The organism is Phycisphaerae bacterium (assembly GCA_017999985.1).
GTDB lineage: Bacteria > Planctomycetota > Phycisphaerae > UBA1845 > Fen-1342 > JAGNKU01.
Genome location: JAGNKU010000021.1, coordinates 37,230 through 53,890 on the forward strand (window position 1 = coordinate 37,230; position 16,661 = coordinate 53,890).

Sequence of the window (16,661 nt, forward strand, 5' to 3'; positions counted from 1 at the left end):
CGGCGCAGGATCGGTCAGGTTGAACACTACACGCGTGGGGGGCCGCCGATCGTTTCGCAGCGGCTGCCGTCGGAGGTCTACCGCGACGGCCGTTCGGGGGGATGATATCTATGTATGAGGCCGTTCCGCCTATCGGCGAGCGTGGGCAACCGTCGCGTAGCCAGGAGCGTTGCCGCGTTCAGTTTTTGCGCGTTTCAGTCCCGGGGGGCAGGTCTCCAATCCATCGTCCGCGCGCCAGCCCGCGCTGGCATCGCGTCCATCTAATTATACCAGATACCGCAAGTTGGCAAGGTTGTCAAAAAACCAAGGCGGTTTCCCGCCGGTCGCTGGCCAGCGCGGGCGCTTGACGGCTGGCCGTCAGGCCGCGCGATCATGGCCGCGGCGACAGCGTGTGCTCAATCGAGAGCCGGGCGGTCGCCGTGCCGGCCTGAAAGCCGCCGACGGTGTTCACCGCGTTGATCTTCGTCAAGGTCACGACCAAGTCCGCCCCCTGCACGAACCGGTCCAGATCGTCGAGCGTCAGTTCCCGGCTGCCGGTATCGGTGTAGGGGCCGAGATTCACGACCTCGGTCTTCCCGAACACCGTCTGGGTCAGTCGGATCCGCACCTGCAGGCGCGCATTCGCCCCGCTCCACTGCAGTGTGAAGCCCGCCAGCGAGGCCCCGCCGCCCTCCGCCGGGGACGTGATCGCGAACTCTCCCGGCGCATCGACCGACGTGCTCTCAATGCCGCGCGTCGGCTCATCGACGCGGATGACATACACGTCGGCCGCGGGCACGGTCGCCGTGAACATGTCGGCCGCATTCGGGCCCTGGAGCGCGACCGCGTTGACCTCCACGGACTGATCATCCTCGAACTCGATCGCGCGGCCATCGTCATCGACGATCGTCGCGCTCACCGTCGCCTGCGACGCGCCGAGCACCTGCGAGATCTCGATGTTCGCCGTCGTCTCGTCGAGGTACGTGCGCGCGGTACCGCCGTCGCCCGGACCGATCGTGATCGTGCAACTGCCGCCCATGCACAACAGGCTCACCACGCCGACTACCATGCTGCGTTTGACCATTTGTGTGCCTCCGTCAAGGGCCGACCGTCAAGGTCAGGCTTCGTGTGCCGGTCATCGCCGGAGTGTCGCTATCCCTCACCCGGAGCGTGAACGTCTGGCTCGTCGCGCCGACCGCCGGCGTGCCGGAGATCTCGCCCGTGGCTGCGTTCAGCGTCAGGCCGGCCGGCAACGCGCCGGCTGTCAGCGACCACGTGTACGGCGCGACGCCATGCGCCGCGGCCGCTGTTTCGCTGTACGCCACGCCGATCGTTGCGTCCGGGAGCGTGGTCGTCGTGATCAGCGGCGAGACGACCAGCTTCAGCTCCTGGGCGGCCGACGTAGCCGGCGAGTCGGCGTCCATGGCTGACACGGTGAACGTCTCGGTCATCGCGGCGGCCGTGACCGTGCCGGAGATCAGGCCGGTGTCCGCGGCGAGCGTCAGCCCGTCGGGCAGCGTGCCCTCCGAGACGGCCCACGTGTATGGCGCCAGACCCGCCGCCGCGCCGAGCGCGACTTCGTAGGCCACACCGTCGGCGGCAGGCGCGAGCGTCGTCGTGATGACGACCACGGGTACGACGATCTTGAACTCGCGTGAGTCGGTCGAGGCCGGCGAGTCCGTGTCGGTCACCGCGATGGTGAAGGTCGCCGTGCCGCCGCCGGCGGTTGGCGTCCCGCTGATCAGGCCCGTGGTGCGGCTGAGCCGCAGGCCGTCGGGCAGCACGCCAGCGCTGACGCGCCACGTGTACGGCTCACGCCCGTCGATGGCCTGAAGCTGGGCGCTGTACGCGGTGCCGACCTCACCTGCTTCCAGTTCCGTGGTCGTGATCGTCACGCCGATCGGATGAATCGCGAGCGTGGCCCGTTCGGTGATCGACTGCTGGGGATCGCCGTTGTCCGTGACAGCCATTTCGAGCTGCAGCCCGGATTTCTCCACCAGGGGCGTGCCGAAGATGCGGCCGGTGTCGTCGTCGTAGTCCAGGCCAGCGGGCAGGCCGATGATCGTGATCGCATAGGGAGGAACGCCGCCGGAGATCGTGGGCGTGCTTTCGTAGGCCTCGCCGACGCGGGCGGGCGCCAGCGCAAACTGTGCCGTCAGCCGCTCCAGCACAGTCAGTGTGTACGCGGCGGTGCCCTCGCGCACCGGCACCGAGGCGCTGTTCACGCCGACCGTGAACGTGAATGTCCCGGTCTCCAGCGGGCGTCCGCTGAGCGTGCCGTCGTCGCGATCGAGCATCAGTCCGGCCGGCAGGGCGCCGTCAACGATCCCCCATTCGAGGTCGAGGTTTTCCGAGTACAGGTCCTGCGAGTAATTCAGGCCCTCCACGGCGTTGGGTAACTCCGCGGGCGCGATCGTCAGCAGCGGCCCCACACAGGACGGGGTCACCGCGCAACATGCCAACAGCAGCCCCCCGCCCAAAACACGCATCGTCTTCACCGCGCCACCTCCGTGCCGGGGGGCCGTTTCCGACCCGCGCCGTGCAGTATTATGGGCACGGTACCAGTGGTCCCAAGAGTCCCGCAAGCCGAGCGGCTGGGCCGTCGCTACTGGCTCACGGGGACTTCGGCCTGGAACTTGATATCCGGCAGGGCCTCGCCGTCTGTACCGCGCACGGCGCACGAGAAACCCCACTGGCCGCTGATCTGCACCACCTTCAGCAGGAGCGTGTTCCAGCCGCCGACAAGCTGCACCGGCACCTGGTCTTGCAGCGGCGTGTGACTGCGCGAGCCCTTGAATTCGTGCACCAGCGCGCCGTTCAGCCAGACCTTCACGCCGTCGTCGCTGCCGACGTCGAGCCGCGCGGGGCCCGCGCTAGCGGTCCAGACGGCGCAGCGCACGTACACGCACCGATCGGTGGCCTTGTCGAGCGGCGTCAGGTCAAACACCCACGGCTCGTTTGCGTTCGTCGGCGGCAAGGCGCGCCACTGCACGTCCGCGCCGGCTTCTTCCGGCGGGTATGCAGTGGCCTGGACATGCTCCCACGTCTGACCCTGAGTGAAGTACGGTCCCGCCGCCTGCCACGTCGTGATGGAGCCCTTGGCCTGCCGCAGGAACGCGAGCACGTCGTTGCCGCGTTTGCGCGTCTCGTCGTTCGTCGTCTGCGCCAGGACTGCGTCAACGGCCGCGCGCGCTGCCGCCGAGTCTCCGCCGCCGATCAGCCGGGCGATGGCCAGCACGGCCGTTTCCGCCTCGGCCCGCAGACCCTCGTCACCGAGCGCCTGCTGTGCGGCGTCCAGGGCGTCGATGTGCGGCACCTTGGCCAATCCGGCGAGCACCGCCTTCTTCTCGTCCGGACGTTCTGACTTCTCCCAGGCGTGTTTGTAGAGGCCGGCGGTCGCGGCCGGTGTCCGCTCGCTGGGCAGACCGAGCAGCCGCACATAGCCCTGCAACGCCAGCACGCGGTGCGTCTTGCTCGCGCTGTGCTCCACGACATCGAGCAGGTCGTCGAGCACCGCGTTGCTCGGCCACTGGGCCAAAGCGCGCACCGCGGCGTCAACGAGTTCGGCGTCGTCCGCCTGCCGCGCCGTGCGAATCCGGGCGAGCGCCGCGTCGCCGCCGACGCGCCCGAGCACGTCGATCAGCGCGGGTTGGGCCGTCGCGCTGGTGCTGTCCCACGCGGCCAGGATCGGCGCGGCGCGCTGCTCGGGGTCTTCCGTCCGCTGGCAGACGGCCACCACGGCGTCCGCAGCCGCCGCACGAACGGCCTCGCTGTCGGCCAGCAACGTGACCAGCGTCGCGGCGTGTTCCGGTTGGCCGAGCTCACCGAGCGCGTTGAGGGCCGCGACCCGCACGACCTCTTCCGACCGATTCGCCTCCTTGAACAGCACGGGCACGCCGGCGTAGTGCCGCCGCGCGGCGAGCGCGCGAATCAGCTCCGCGCACTGCTCCGGCGGAGCGCTTCGCAGGCTGGCGATGAAGACGGCATTGAGCTCTGCGCCGCGCAGGCGGGCGAGCGCGTGCCGCGCGGCATCACGCTCCTCGCGGTCGGCACTTGCCGCCACGCCGGCGAGGACCAGGATATCGGCCGAATCGCCGAGCAGTTCGAGGGCCCGCAGCGCTGCACAGCGCACCGCCACGTCGGAGCTGGTGAGGATCTCCACGATGGCCGGCTTCGCGCTGCGGTCGCCCCGTGTGCCGAGCGCTTCGACGGCCACAAGCTGCAGTTCGGGGGAAAGCGCGGGCAGTTCCTGGACCAGGGTGCTGGTCACGGCCGGGCCCGGCAGGTCGGCGAGGAGCCGCACGGCGACGGGACCGAGTGCGGCGGTTCGCGGGCCGTGGAGTACCTCGAGCAGCCGCGGCACGGCCGCATCCGGATCGACGACCGTCAGGCCGTGCAGCGCCGCCGTCTGCAGCGCCGGGCTCAGCGACGGTTGATACACCGTCGTGAAGATCTCCACGGCCTGTGCCTTGTCGCCGCCGGCCACCAGCCGCTCGGCGACCTGGATCAGGGCCGCGGCCGCGGTGGCCCGGTGCGTCTCGTCGGACCCGCGCCACAGCGCATAGAGGCCGTTCACCGCGTCGTGGCCGCCGATATCACCGAGCGCCGCGGTGGCCGCCGTCGCGAGGGCGTCGTCGTCGTGCCGGGTGAGACGCACGAGCAGCGGGACGGCCGTCGCGTCACGCCGGGCGGCGAGCGCGTTGACCAACGCGAGCTGCCAGGCGGGTTCCATGGCCAGCTCGAGCGCGGTGCGCAGCGCGGCGGCGGCCTCGGCGGACGGGTTGTGCTGCAGGACGCGCCGCGCCTGGTCGCGGACCTCGCCGTCGGATTCGTCGAGCAGGGGCGCGACCGCCGCGACTGACTCGGCACCGCTGAGGCGTTCGAGCTGGCGCAGGAGCCAGATGCGCGCCGGCTTGGGGGTCTCCGGCCCGAGGCGCGCGGTCATGGCTTCGCAGAGCGCCACGCGGTCCGCTTCGCGCCCCGGCTGTCCGATCTCGAAGCAGAGCTGCTCGAGGCGCTGCTGGGGCTGCTCGCGGTCCGCGATGTTGTCCGCGGACATGCCCGGCAGCCACGCGTCGATCAGCCCGTCGAACATGGTGCGCGCCGCGCGGTCGGCGTCGACCGCGCCGGGCTTCGTCGGTTGCTGGCAGCCAGAGGCGGTGCAGAACAACGTCAGGAGCGCTACCAGTATGCTGAGTCTCTTCATGTTCGTACTTCCGCTCAGGGGTACAGGCGCCACGGGGCGCGCTTAGGGCGGTCGAGCCAGCGGCTGGCCAGCTCGTCGCCGATGATCTCCTGCTTTTCCGGATCCCATTGCAGCCGCCGGCCGAGCCACCACGCGATGTTGCCGAGGTGGCAGACGGTGATCGAGCTGGCGCCAATGGCCACGTCGGCGATCGGCCGCTGACGATTGCGGATGCAGTTCAGCCAGTCCTGGTGATGACCGGGGCTTTCGTACAGGTGCACATCATTGGGGCCGAGCGGCTCGCGGCCGATGCTCTCGGGCCACGTCTTGAAATAGCCGCGGTTGACCTCGATCTTGCCGTCGGTGCCCGTGAACAGAATGCCGTTCGCGCCGCCGTGATACATCGTCACGCCGTTGGCGTACTTGTAGGTCAGCGTCTTCGCTTCGGCGAGGTTGGGCGGGATGATCTCGACCGGGCCGGTGCCGTCCATGCCGAGGCCCCACTGGGCGATGTCGAAGTGGTGGGCGCCCCAGTCGGTCATCATGCCGCCGGAGTAATTGCGGATCAGCCGCCAGCCGCCGCTGTAGCTGCCGCTGCAGCGCTCGGCGTTGTAGGGATACCACGGGGTGGGGCCGAGCCAGCGGTCCCAGTCGAAGCCGTCGGGCACCGGCTCTTCCGGCAGGTACTTCTCCTGCGACGGCCCGCCGATGCCGACGTTCACCGTGTGCACGCGGCCGATGCGGCCGCTGCGGACCAGCTCGCAGGCCAGGCGGAACTCGGGGCTGGAGCGCTGCTGGCTGCCGGTCTGGAAGACGCGCCCGTACCGCCGGACGGCCCGCACCATCTGCTGGGCCTCGGCGATGGTCAGCGACAGCGGTTTCTCGCTGTAGACGTCCTTGCCGGCGCGGCAGGCGGCGATGGCGATGAGGGCGTGCCAGTGATCGGGCACGGCGATCAGGACGGCGTCGATGTCGGGGCGGGCGAGCAGCAACTCGAACTCGTTGTAGATGTCACAGCCCTTGAATGTGCCCGAGGTGTTCTCGGCGGCGTAGGTTTCCTCGACGGTTTGCCTGGCCTTTTCGCGCTTGGTGCGATCGACGTCGCAGATGGCGACGATCTGGAAGTCGCGGTTGTGCACCAGGGTGTGGAGGTGCCCGCCGCCCATGTTGCCGATGCCGATCATGCCGAGCGTGATGCGTGCGCTGGGGGCGGGGCGGCCCCAGGCGGGGGCGGAGAGGACGTAGGGTGCGGCGGCGAGTGCCGCGGCGCCTTTCAGGAACTGCCGACGCGAAACGCCTTGGTAGCGCGACATGCTGCGACCTCAATCATCGGCCCCGCAACCACGCCCGTACCGCGCGGGCGTGTCAGGCGGAAAGCTTACTGCGCAGGCGCGCGCTTCGAAAGGGAATCCAACACGGGTTGGCTGGCGGGGCTCAGGCCCTCGACGTAGATGGCGCGGCCGAGCCACTCGGGCTCGAAGTCGGCGCGGAGCATCCCCTGTCGGCCGCTCAGCGGGTCGCCGGGCACGATGTGCGTCTCCGTCACACTGAGGACCGGCACCATGTGCGAGCTGCTCGCGGGGGTGGAATTCTTCGTCACAGACCAACGTCAGCCGGCCCGGCAGGTTGTGGCGTCTCGCACCCGTCGCGATACGGTCGAGCAATGGACCAAAGGCGCCAACAATGCGGTGAAGTGGACACGGCTGAGCTGCCGCGACTTCGTTGACAACCCGCTGCGATTGCAACTGTTCACCCTCGCATGCATCCTGGGCAGCTTCTCGCGGCGGCTGGCGCTGCCCAGGGTGTTGAAGCACTGGTTGCTCACCGCGCTGCGTGAGATATTGCTGAAGATCGGTGCCAAGGTTGTCATGCATGCCTGCGGGGTAAATCCCCGGGTGGCCGAGGTGGTTATCCAGAGAAGGCTACTCGCCGCCACCGTGGAACGCGTTCAGGGTCCGTGCCGGTCCGATCTTGCCGTGGTGCCGTCCCGATAAGCCGGCTGGCCCCGCATAGCTGTTAGTCTTCAGCCAAGCCGCGCGACCCCACGCGCTCGGCCGGCGCCAAGGGACCTTTTCGCGCCTGCGTGGGGCTTCGACCGGCCTTGAGGACGAGCCGGACTGACCCTGCGCAGCCTCCAAACCCGTCAGTGCGTCATAAAAACGTGTACGCCGGAGGCCAGGGTGCGGTACGATGGGTCTGCACGGCCCGGCAACGGAGCCGGGCCAAGTCAAGCGGGAAGAGCCGGATTTAAAGCGCCCGACGCTGCCAACCCGGCGGAACGTGGGTCGAGGAGAAGCGCAAATGAACACGCGACGAGCAGCGAAGTGGTGTGTTTCCGCGATCGGTCTGCTGGCTTGGGCAACTGCTGCGCCCACATGGGCGGCGGACCTCGATGGCGATGGTGTGCCGGACGCCTGGGACGCGTGCCCCGAAACCCCAACCGGCATTCCGGTGGACGCGCAGGGCCGTCCCCTGGGTGATGTGGACAAAGACTGCGACGTGGACATGGCCGATTTCGTCCTGCTGCAAGCGAGCATGACCGGTCCGTCGCCCAATCCTGCCGGCATGGTGCTCGTCCCAGGCGGCGAGTTCCTGATGGGCGATTCCTTCCTGGAAGGCGCCCCCGATGAGTACCCCCGCCACGCTGTCCAGGTGGACTCCTTCTACATGGACGCACACGAGGTCACCAACCAGCAGTATGTGGACGCGCTCAACTGGGCACTCCGCCAGGGCAACCTGATCGCGGTCACCAACGGCCTGATCTATCAAGACGGCTCGAGCATCGTTTACGCGGCGACCCAGACCGCGGAAACGGCGAGTTCGGTCGTCTGGAACGGCAGTTCGTTCGCGTGCCTACCCTACCGCGCCACCCATCCCATGGTCATGGTGAGTTGGTACGGCGCCGCGGCGTATGCCAATTGGCGCAGCACCATGCTGCAGCAGCCTCCCGCCTATGACCTCGCGACGTGGTCCTGCAATCTCGCGGCGGGCTACCGGCTGCCCACCGAGGCAGAATGGGAGAAAGCGGCCCGGGGCGGCTTGGTCGGCTACCGCTTCCCATGGGCCGACTCCGACACCATCGAGCACACGCGGGCCAACTACCGCAGCGACGCCGCGTACGCGTACGACACCAGCACGACCCGCGGCTACCACCCGTTGTGGGGCGTGACGGGCAGCAACTGCTGGACCAGCCCGCTTCGCTTCTTCTCCGGCGCTCTGCAGGAGCAGGCGGAGTGGGCGTGGCCGGGATCGCCGGGCAGCTACCAAACGCAGAACGGCGTGAACGGCTACGGCCTGCACGACATGGCCGGTGGCGTGTGGGAATTCTGCAATGACTGGTACGACGCTGCCTGGTACGCCGCCAGCCCATACGCCAACCCCCAAGGTCCGACCACCGGCACGGTGCGGGTGATGCGCGGTACGGGCTGGGGCTGGTACGCCAGCGCGGCCCGCTGTGCAGCCCGGGCCAGCATTGCTCCCGATACGCGCTACGTCGATGCCGGTATACGACTGGTACTGCGCGCTCCTTGAGCGCCCGCGCTACCGCCAGTTCACGATCAATCGTCCATCCCAGAACTTCACGATGAATCAGTGATTGTGCAAACGGCATCGAGCGCGGTCGTTACTACCGTTGGGTCGGGAGCTGCACAAACTAGTCGAGGTCTCCGGAGTCGGCCCAGCCGTCGCCATCAATCTCCACCACGCATCGCACACGCCAGAGCCGCGTGACGGCGTAGGTCGCGACTCCGATCGTTGTCTGGCCGCTTACATCGCAGGGGTTTTCGTCCAGTCCGCGCACGAGTCGACCGTGGGCACGTCCCTGCGGGAGACTGAGCCGGGGTTGCCACACGCCTTCTGGCGGGCGGAGCCGCAGTGCTACCTGTCCAGGAGCAGCCCATCCGGCCGCCGGCGATTTGGCTCGTGCCATCCGAACTGGTTGCCGGCGCGGGTTGGCTGGCGGGGCTCAGGCCCTCGACGTAGATGGCGCGGCCGAGCCACTCGGGCTCGAAGTCGGCGCGGAGCACTTCCTGCCAGCCGCTCAGCGGGTCGCCGAACACGATGTGCGTCTCCGTCACACCGAGGACCGGCACCATGTGCGAGCTGTAGTAGCCCCATTTCAGGGGGACCAGACAGGGGAGCGGCACGCGCTGCAGTTCGTCGTAATCCAGGCGGCGGTACTGCACGCGGACGGGCTGCCCGGCCAGCTTGCGCTCCAGGGCGTAGACCGCGCGCGTGTCGGTCGTGCCGTTGCCGACCTCCGTCAGGCTGAGCTTGGCCATCTCGTTTTCTGTCGCCGGGATGCCATGCGCGGTCAGCAGCGTGACCAGCGAGGCGGCCACGCAGGTGTAGTCCGTCGATTGCCGGCAGATCGCGTCCGCATATTGCGAAGTCGGCGTAGCGGGCATCCCCGGCCGGACCATCCAGAGGCCGCTGCGCAGGAAATACAGGGCACACATCACCGGGAGCCAACGCAGCGCTTGCCGGTCGCGCAGCCGTTTCATGTGGGTCGTGGCGATCATGAACAGCAAGACCGCCGGGAACACGACGCCGGTGAGTTCGAGGAAGACGGCGAAGTGGGTGCCCAGCATGGCCCGGGACCAGGTCGGCTCGATGCGCAGCAGCGGCCAGAGGGCGACCAGTACGGCTGAGACGATGGCGGCGGGTTTCCAGACGCGCGGCCCCGCACGGGCGAGTCTGTGCCCGGCGAGCGCGGTGAAGGCCAGCGCGACGGCCTGGCCCGTAAACCACGTCACGCTTTCGTACGTCACCTGAGCCCTCTGGAAGCGTCGCTTCCGGTGCTGGCACGCCGGCGGCAGCGCACCGCGGCGCACGGCACTCTGATATACTACGTAATTCGATCGCGACAGGCACAGAGGCCCGGATGGACGTACTGGGAAAAACCTTCGCCGAACTGACCGCCGCGCTGAGCCCCCGCCGGCATGAGCTCAAGGCGCTGCGCGCGCAATACCGCGCGCTGCTGCACGCGCCGAAGAACGGGGACAAGTTCAACCAACGCGCCGCGGTGCCCGCCGAAGTGCCGCCCGCGTCCCGGTTTGTGCTCACGGCCGACGTGCGGCCGATCGCCCGGCGGCTGGACGACGGCGATCTGACCAAGTTCGTGCAGCAGACGCACGACGGGCTGGAGACCGAGAGCGTGGTTGTGCCGATGCCGCGGACGCACGGCGTGTGGCGAACGCTGTGCGTGTCGTCGCAGATCGGCTGTGCCCGCGGGTGCCTATTCTGCGAGACGGCCCAGCTCGGGCTGCTCCGGAACCTGACGCCGGAGGAGATCGTCGGGCAGGTCGTCGCGGCCCAGCGCGATTTCGCGGGCGGCATTCGCAACGTCGTCTTCATGGGCATGGGCGAGCCGCTGGACAATTATGACAACGTCATTCACGCCATCCGCGTGTTGATGGACCCCAACGGGCTATCGTTCGCGGGCGAACGCGTGACGATCTCCACGGTCGGACGCGTGGCGGGGATTCGGAAGCTGGCGCAGCTCGGCTGGCGGCGGCTGAACCTGGCGGTGTCGCTGAATGCGCCGAACGACGAGATCCGCTCGCGGATCATGCCGCACAACCGGCGGGAGCCGCTGGCGGAACTGCGCGACGCCTTGCTGGCGTACCCGCTGCGCAACTGCCAGTTCTTCATGATGGAATACGTGCTGATCCCCGGCGTGAACAATGCGCGGGAGCACGCGTTCGAGGTCGCCGAGTACCTGCGGCCCCTCAAGAGCATGCTCAACGTCATTCCGTACAACCCGCGCCGCGATTCGCCGTGGCCGGCGCCGACCGAGGCGGACGTGACGCAGTTCCTGGCATGGCTGACGGAGGCGGGGCAAGGCTGCAAACGCCGGGTGACGAAGGGCCGCGAGCAGATGGCGGCGTGTGGGCAGCTTGGGAACCGGGCGCTGGCGCGAAAGCCTCGTGGGAATGTGCGAACGTGAGCACGTGGGAACGAGGCGGAGCCACGCCCGGGCTGACGGCTCGAACTGCCCCTCCGATCCGGCCGAATCGCCCTGCCGTGCGCTGGCGACAAGCGGGGGCGATCGCGTTAGGATGCCCGCCAATTGGCGCCTGATGGCGTTCACAGAGAGAGGAAGACATACCTATGGATCGCCAAGCCCAGACCGGCCCGGAATCGCTTGCTCAGCCCGCCCCGCATGCCACGCCGCCGCTGCTGACGGCGCGGCTGTCGATCATGATGTTTCTGGAATTCGCCGTGTGGGGCGTCTGGTCCGTCCTGCTCGGCAAGCACATGGAACACCTGGGGTTCAGCGGCAAGGAAATCAGCCTGGTGTACCTGACAACCGCGCTGGGCGCAATGCTGTCGCCGCTCGTGGCCGGGTGGATTGCCGACCGCTTCCTGCCAAACCAGATATTCACCGGGGCCGTGCACGTGGTGGGGGCGGTGCTACTCTTCGTGGCGTGGAAGCAGAGCACGTTCGGGCCGATGTTCTGGGCCCTGCTGGCGTACGCCATTCTGTACATGCCCACGATCGCGCTGACGAACGCGATCGCGTTTCACCACATGAAGGACTCGAAGAAATTCGGGTTCATCCGGGTCTGGGGCACGATCGGGTGGATCATCCTGAACTGGATCATCAGCGGCTACCTGATCTGGTGGAGCTCGCATGACCCCAACGCGTGGCGCGTCGGCGACTGCCTGGCCGCGGGCGGCATCGTGTCGCTGATCCTCGGGCTTTACTGCTTCACGCTGCCGAACACGCCGCCGTCCAGGGGGGCGAAGAACCCGTACGCGTTCCTGGAGGCGTTCAAGCTCACGAGCAACCGCAACTTCGCGGTGCTGCTGGTGATCTCGTTCATCGTCGCGATCGAGCTGCCGTTCTACTACAGCTTCACGAACATCTTCCTGACGGACACGAAAGCGGGCGTGGGGCTCGATCCCGGCTGGGCCAATTATGCGATGAGCCTCGGGCAGGTGGCCGAGATCGTGCTGATGCTGCTATTGGCGCCGTCGTTGAAGTACCTGGGGATGCGGACCACGATCGTGCTCGGCATCCTGGCGTGGCCGGTGCGCTACGGAATCTTCGCCCTCATTCACCCGACCTGGCTCGTGGTGGCGGCCCAGTGCCTGCACGGGATCTGTTACTCGTTCTTCTTCGTCGGCGGCATGATTGCGGTCGAGCGCCTCTGCCAGAAGGACATCCGGGCCAGCGCGCAGGGCCTGATGGTCTTTGCCACAAACGGCGTGGGGATGCTCATCGGCAACCTGATCAGTGGGCAGCTTTACGACATGTTCGTAAAGGCCGAAGTGCCGTACGCCTGGCAGAAGTTCTTCCTGGTGCCCATCGCCGTCACGGTCGTCGGCGCGATCGCGTTCGGTCTGCTGTTCAGCGAGCGGAAGTTCCAGGAGGACTCGGCGCGGATCGAGCAAGAGACTGCCGCGGCCACCGCGTAGGGTCCGGCCTTGTTGCGCGAATAGTCGCGTCCGTGTCACGAATACCACTCCAGCAGTTCGTCAGGATTCGGATTCCGCGTTGGCAATGGCATGTGCCACTGCTCTCGAGCAGTGTTTTGTGCGGATTTCACTGCTCAAGAGCCGTGGCACACCTGCAATCCGAGTCGCGACGAGCCACCGGCGCCGCCGTGATTGTCGCGCTGGACGAGGATTCCCCGGATGTCTGAGTGCTTGACCGTCGCCGCGCCCGTCATGCGATGCAGAGGTCGGCGCCGCCTTTGGTGGCTGCTCGCCCTGCTGCCCGCCCTGTACGTTGCCTACGCCGGCGTCATGTACTTTGGCCAGGACGGGATCATCTTTCCCGGCGTGGTCCTGCCACACGCCGCGGCGCCGGGTCCGCAAGACCCGGCCGTGGAACAGGTGTGGGCCGCGACGCCGGACGGGGACCGCGTGGAAGCCTGGTACCAGCCCGGGCGGGGCTGCACGCCGGAGCATCCGGGACCGGCGATCATGTACTTCCACGGTAATTACGTATTGGTCGACAAGGCGTGGTGGATTGCCGAGCACGCCGTGCCTGCGGGCATGTCCACGCTGGTGATGGAATACCGCGGCTACGGTCGTGCCGGCGGCACCCCGTCGCAGGCTGGCATCGTGGCGGACGCGGTGTGGTTCCACGACTGGCTCACGGCCCGACCGGAGGTGGACGCGCAGCGGATTGTGTACCAGGGAGCTTCGCTCGGTGGTGCGGTGGCGACGGCATTGGCTGCGGAGCGCAAGCCGGCCGCGCTTGTCCTCGAATGCACGTTTACGAGCATGCGTAGTCTCGCGCACACGTACGGCCTGCCGGGCTTTCTCTGCCGGTATCCGTTCGATACGGACCGGGTGTTGCCGACGCTGGGCATCCCGATTGCGATCTTCCACGGCCGGCGCGACTTGAAGATCCCCGTTTCCCACGGCCGGCGGCTGCACGCGCTGGCGCCCGGGTCGCGCTATGCCGAGCTCGACTGCGGGCACAATGGGTTCTACAACGATTGGACGAATGTGCGGACGTTCCTGGTCGATTGCGGGGTGTTGACGCTGAGCGAGTGATTATCGCGCATCCGCCTGGGCCCGCGCTGCCGCTTGGGGTCCTGATGTGTGGTGCTGGCCCGGGCTACAGGCGGATGGCCTTCAGCGCCAGGAAGATCGGGATTTCCTGCGCGGCGCGGTTTTCGCCGCGGCTGTGACTGCCTGGATCGGAACGCCGGTGCGTCAGGAGTTCTTCGCACGCGACAACCGCCAAGCCGGCCTGCCCCAGCGCATTGACGTAGTCCGCCAGCGGCCGGTGGTAGAAGAGCGTCTGCTGCCCGGGCTCGCGGCCGGGATGCGTCGCGATGGGGATCGTCATCGACGTCGCGTACCGGTCAATTCGGCGATACTGCGTCTTCTTCGCCTCGTCCCAACCCCACTCGGATTGCCGCGGCACGCGGAAGCAGGGGTGCATCATCACGAACACGGCATGTCCGCCGGGGCGCAGGGCCCGCGCCAGGCCGCCGCAGAGCTGCTCCAGCCCGTCGGTATCCTGCACCGCCATCACGCACGCCGCCGCGTCGTAGGTGCCGTCGGCAAGGGCGTCGAGGCGGCGGGCGTCGCGGACGACGTAGCGGACGCGGTCGTCGCGCGGGCCGCGCGTCTTGGCGGCCTCGATGAGCTGGCGGCTCGCGTCCACGGCGAGCACGAAGCCGACGTTGCGCTCCAGTAGCGCGCGGGTGAGCACGCCCTGTCCGCAGCACAGGTCAAGAATACGCTGTCCGGGTTGCGGGTCCAGCAGCCGCAGGGCGGCGGGCAGAATCACATGGCGGTGATAATCTGAGCCCTCGTCACCGACGAGCTTGTCGTACCACGCGGCGACGCGATCCCAGCCGGCGGAAGGCGGCGGCGGGCGGCGCGTCGGAGGTGACTTGCGGGGCGGTCTGCGCATGGTGGCACGTTATCAGAAACCGCGTCCGGGATGTAGCCGGTCGGTCTGCTCCAGGCGGGCCAGGCGCCGCCGGATCGCCAGCAAAGTCGGCACAGCGACGAGCGCCTCGCGCAGCGGGCGGACGCGGCTATGGGTCCGGTGCCGCCAGATGACGCCGACCTCCTTCACGCGGTAGCCCAGGCGCTCGGCAAGCCCGAGTGCCTCGCAGTCGAACAGCCAGCCGTGGAGCGTCTGGCGTGCGAAGATCGCCTGGGCAGCCGCGCGGGTGAACAGCTTGAAGCCGCACTGCGTGTCGCGTAGTTCCGGCAGCAGCAAGCGACGGCGCAGCGCCCGAAACAGCCACGCGGCCCAGCGTCGCAAGCGCGGCTGGGGCGGGTCCAGGTGCGAGTCGGGCAGGTCGCGCGACGCGATGACCACGTCGAAGCCCTGGTCGAGCCAGGTCCACAGTTTGTCGATTTCCTCGATCGGCGTGGAGAGATCGGCGTCGCACATCAGCACGCGGGCTCCCCGGGCGGCCAGCATGCCGCGGGCCACGCTGTAGCCCTTGCCGCGGTTGACGGGATTCGTGAGCAGTTGCACCGCTGGGGGCTCGGCCGCGTGCTGGCGCACGATCTCGGCGGTCGTGTCGGTGCTGCCATCGTCGACGACGATGAGCTCGACGCTCCGGCCGGTTCGCATGACCCAGGCGCGCACGAGTTCGAGCGTGTGTCCGAGCCGGCGCGCCTCGTTGAACGCGGGAATAACGATGGATAAGGCCGGTGCGTCCATGCCAGCCGCAAGATACCGAGCGCGGCGGGGTCGGGCAACGCATCGCCAGGCCGTGGCACGGTCTGATCGTCATCGGCGGCACCGGGCAGTTGACCTTCCGCGAGCGGCATTGCCCGCACTGCCTGGAACAGACCCACGCTGGGCAGACCCGTTATTTCCACCCGGTCCTGGAGGCCAAGCTCGTCACGCCGACCGGTCTGCCCTCTCCGTCGGCAGCGCGTTCCTCGAAAACACCGACCGCCAGGCCTCCAAGCCGGATTGCGCGCTCAAAGCCTTCCGGCGCCTGGCGGCACAGCTCGCCCAGGATTTCCCGCAACTGCGCCGGTGCCTGCGCCTGGACGGCCTCTACGCCAACAGCACCGTCCTGGACATTGGTGCGCAGCGCGACGGGAAGTACAGCATCAGCTTCAAGGAAGGCAGCCTGCCGGCGGTGTGGCAAGAGTACCAGACCCTGCGAGAGCTCTGTCCCCAGAACCGTCTGGTTCGCCGGCCGGCCGAGGGTCCCGTGCAGACCTTTGCCTGGGTGACCGATCTGCACCACCAGGACGACCAGAAACGGTCGCACCGCTTGCATGCCTTCGAGTGCCAGGAGCAACACGGCGACACGACCCGCTGCTTTGCCTGGCTGACCAACTTCACCCTCCGCGCCGAGAATGTGGTCCGCTTGGCCAACCGCGGCGGCCACTTGCGCTGGAAGATCGGGAACGAAGGCTTCAACCTCCAGAAGAACGGCGGGTTCGCTCTGGAGCACGCCTACAGCACCCGACCCGAGCCGATCAAGAACGGGTATTTCCTGCTGCAGATGGCCCACGTCATCCTGCAACTGCTCGAACGCGGCAACCTGCTCGGCCAAGCCCCCGCACGCTTGTTTGGCAGCCTGCACAGCGTGGCGCGCCGCCTGGCCGAGAGCCTCCGCCACCAACTCATCCCGGCGGAGTCGCTCGACCCCGCGCGCGGTGGCGCCATCCCTTCGCCCTTCCTAACACCAACGCCGCCTTCCGCTCGCCCCCGCGCGCGGTGGCGCCATGCAAATCCGTCTGGACAGCTCCTGACGCGCCGCCCGCTGTCGGCCGCTCCCGAAAAAACCCGCCCGTTCCCCCGCCACGCCGCTGAGCCGCTCGGCTGCAGCACCCCGCCGCCTTGCGCTTACCGCGCACCCGCCGTCACACTACCCGCACCAGGCCGGTAACCCGTCGGGTGGTTCGTCGCCGCTGCCGCTCGCGAGCCGGTTGCGTTGTAACGATCTCGACGCTTCGGGGGCGGGAGGCCGGAGGCTGACCAGCCTGGAGGGAGCGGACGGCGTCCGTTTTTGAGGGGGTGGCGGCGGACTCGGCCGGAGTTTGGCGC

At 68.2% G+C, this 16,661-nt stretch carries 14 protein-coding genes; 6 read left to right on the forward strand and 8 right to left on the reverse strand.

Going from position 1 to position 16,661, the window contains the following annotated elements:
• Positions 1-370: 370 nt before the first annotated feature.
• From KA383_19340 to KA383_19360, 5 genes are all read right to left on the reverse strand, one after another.
• The gene (locus tag KA383_19340; GenBank protein ID MBP7748275.1) at positions 371-1,063 is read right to left on the reverse strand and encodes a hypothetical protein; all 693 of its coding nucleotides are present in this window, start codon (positions 1,061-1,063) and stop codon (positions 371-373) included.
• Positions 1,064-1,076: 13 nt separating this feature from the next.
• Positions 1,077-2,477, reverse strand: a complete 1,401-nt coding sequence (locus KA383_19345) for a putative Ig domain-containing protein (protein ID MBP7748276.1) — start codon at positions 2,475-2,477, stop codon at positions 1,077-1,079.
• A 107-nt stretch (positions 2,478-2,584) separates the two neighbouring features.
• Positions 2,585-5,185: a HEAT repeat domain-containing protein gene (locus KA383_19350; protein MBP7748277.1), complete on the reverse strand. Its 2,601-nt coding sequence runs from the start codon at positions 5,183-5,185 to the stop codon at positions 2,585-2,587.
• A 14-nt stretch (positions 5,186-5,199) separates the two neighbouring features.
• Positions 5,200-6,477: a Gfo/Idh/MocA family oxidoreductase gene (locus tag KA383_19355; GenBank protein ID MBP7748278.1), complete on the reverse strand. Its 1,278-nt coding sequence runs from the start codon at positions 6,475-6,477 to the stop codon at positions 5,200-5,202.
• 65 nt (positions 6,478-6,542) lie between these two features.
• The gene (locus KA383_19360; protein MBP7748279.1) at positions 6,543-6,728 is read right to left on the reverse strand and encodes a hypothetical protein; all 186 of its coding nucleotides are present in this window, start codon (positions 6,726-6,728) and stop codon (positions 6,543-6,545) included.
• Here KA383_19360 and KA383_19365 point away from each other — a divergent pair.
• A complete protein-coding gene (locus KA383_19365; GenBank protein ID MBP7748280.1) occupies positions 6,727-7,158 on the forward strand; it encodes a transposase in 432 nt (143 codons plus the stop codon). The genes KA383_19360 and KA383_19365 overlap by 2 nt on opposite strands.
• Before the next feature lie 307 nt (positions 7,159-7,465).
• On the forward strand, positions 7,466-8,695 hold the full coding sequence (locus tag KA383_19370) for an SUMF1/EgtB/PvdO family nonheme iron enzyme (GenBank protein MBP7748281.1): 1,230 nt from the start codon (positions 7,466-7,468) through the stop codon (positions 8,693-8,695).
• A 158-nt stretch (positions 8,696-8,853) separates the two neighbouring features.
• Here KA383_19370 and KA383_19375 read toward each other — a convergent pair whose 3' ends face one another.
• A complete protein-coding gene (locus KA383_19375; GenBank protein MBP7748282.1) occupies positions 8,854-9,933 on the reverse strand; it encodes a hypothetical protein in 1,080 nt (359 codons plus the stop codon).
• A gap of 113 nt (positions 9,934-10,046) precedes the next feature.
• Here KA383_19375 and KA383_19380 point away from each other — a divergent pair, with 113 nt between their 5' ends.
• From KA383_19380 to KA383_19390, 3 genes are all read left to right on the forward strand, one after another.
• On the forward strand, positions 10,047-11,111 hold the full coding sequence (locus KA383_19380; GenBank protein MBP7748283.1) for a 23S rRNA (adenine(2503)-C(2))-methyltransferase RlmN: 1,065 nt from the start codon (positions 10,047-10,049) through the stop codon (positions 11,109-11,111).
• Between the two features lie 164 nt (positions 11,112-11,275).
• Positions 11,276-12,586: an MFS transporter gene (locus tag KA383_19385; GenBank protein MBP7748284.1), complete on the forward strand. Its 1,311-nt coding sequence runs from the start codon at positions 11,276-11,278 to the stop codon at positions 12,584-12,586.
• A 219-nt stretch (positions 12,587-12,805) separates the two neighbouring features.
• Positions 12,806-13,675, forward strand: a complete 870-nt coding sequence (locus KA383_19390) for an alpha/beta hydrolase (GenBank protein MBP7748285.1) — start codon at positions 12,806-12,808, stop codon at positions 13,673-13,675.
• A 64-nt stretch (positions 13,676-13,739) separates the two neighbouring features.
• Here the strand turns inward: KA383_19390 and KA383_19395 are convergent, their stop codons facing one another.
• Together KA383_19395 and KA383_19400 are read right to left on the reverse strand one after the other, a co-directional pair.
• Positions 13,740-14,546: a class I SAM-dependent methyltransferase gene (locus tag KA383_19395; protein MBP7748286.1), complete on the reverse strand. Its 807-nt coding sequence runs from the start codon at positions 14,544-14,546 to the stop codon at positions 13,740-13,742.
• A gap of 12 nt (positions 14,547-14,558) precedes the next feature.
• Complete coding sequence (locus KA383_19400) at positions 14,559-15,314, reverse strand: glycosyltransferase family 2 protein (GenBank protein ID MBP7748287.1); 756 nt, start codon at positions 15,312-15,314, stop codon at positions 14,559-14,561.
• Here KA383_19400 and KA383_19405 point away from each other — a divergent pair.
• Positions 15,292-16,503 carry a hypothetical protein gene (locus tag KA383_19405; GenBank protein ID MBP7748288.1) on the forward strand — a complete coding sequence of 404 codons (1,212 nt, stop codon included), beginning with the start codon at positions 15,292-15,294 and terminating at the stop codon, positions 16,501-16,503. The two genes, KA383_19400 and KA383_19405, sit on opposite strands and share 23 nt — an antisense overlap.
• Positions 16,504-16,661: the final 158 nt, after the last annotated feature.

Coding starts and splice junctions, on each gene's coding strand:
- KA383_19340 (MBP7748275.1), bottom strand. CDS start 1,063: ATGGTCAAACGCAGCATGGTAGTCGGCGTGGTGAGCCTGTTGTGCATG.
- KA383_19350 (MBP7748277.1), bottom strand. CDS start 5,185: ATGAAGAGACTCAGCATACTGGTAGCGCTCCTGACGTTGTTCTGCACC.
- KA383_19355 (MBP7748278.1), bottom strand. CDS start 6,477: ATGTCGCGCTACCAAGGCGTTTCGCGTCGGCAGTTCCTGAAAGGCGCC.
- KA383_19365 (MBP7748280.1), top strand. CDS start 6,727: ATGTGCGAGCTGCTCGCGGGGGTGGAATTCTTCGTCACAGACCAACGT.
- KA383_19360 (MBP7748279.1), bottom strand. CDS start 6,728: ATGGTGCCGGTCCTCAGTGTGACGGAGACGCACATCGTGCCCGGCGAC.
- KA383_19370 (MBP7748281.1), top strand. CDS start 7,466: ATGAACACGCGACGAGCAGCGAAGTGGTGTGTTTCCGCGATCGGTCTG.
- KA383_19380 (MBP7748283.1), top strand. CDS start 10,047: ATGGACGTACTGGGAAAAACCTTCGCCGAACTGACCGCCGCGCTGAGC.
- KA383_19385 (MBP7748284.1), top strand. CDS start 11,276: ATGGATCGCCAAGCCCAGACCGGCCCGGAATCGCTTGCTCAGCCCGCC.
- KA383_19390 (MBP7748285.1), top strand. CDS start 12,806: ATGTCTGAGTGCTTGACCGTCGCCGCGCCCGTCATGCGATGCAGAGGT.
- KA383_19395 (MBP7748286.1), bottom strand. CDS start 14,546: ATGCGCAGACCGCCCCGCAAGTCACCTCCGACGCGCCGCCCGCCGCCG.
- KA383_19405 (MBP7748288.1), top strand. CDS start 15,292: ATGGATAAGGCCGGTGCGTCCATGCCAGCCGCAAGATACCGAGCGCGG.
- KA383_19400 (MBP7748287.1), bottom strand. CDS start 15,314: ATGGACGCACCGGCCTTATCCATCGTTATTCCCGCGTTCAACGAGGCG.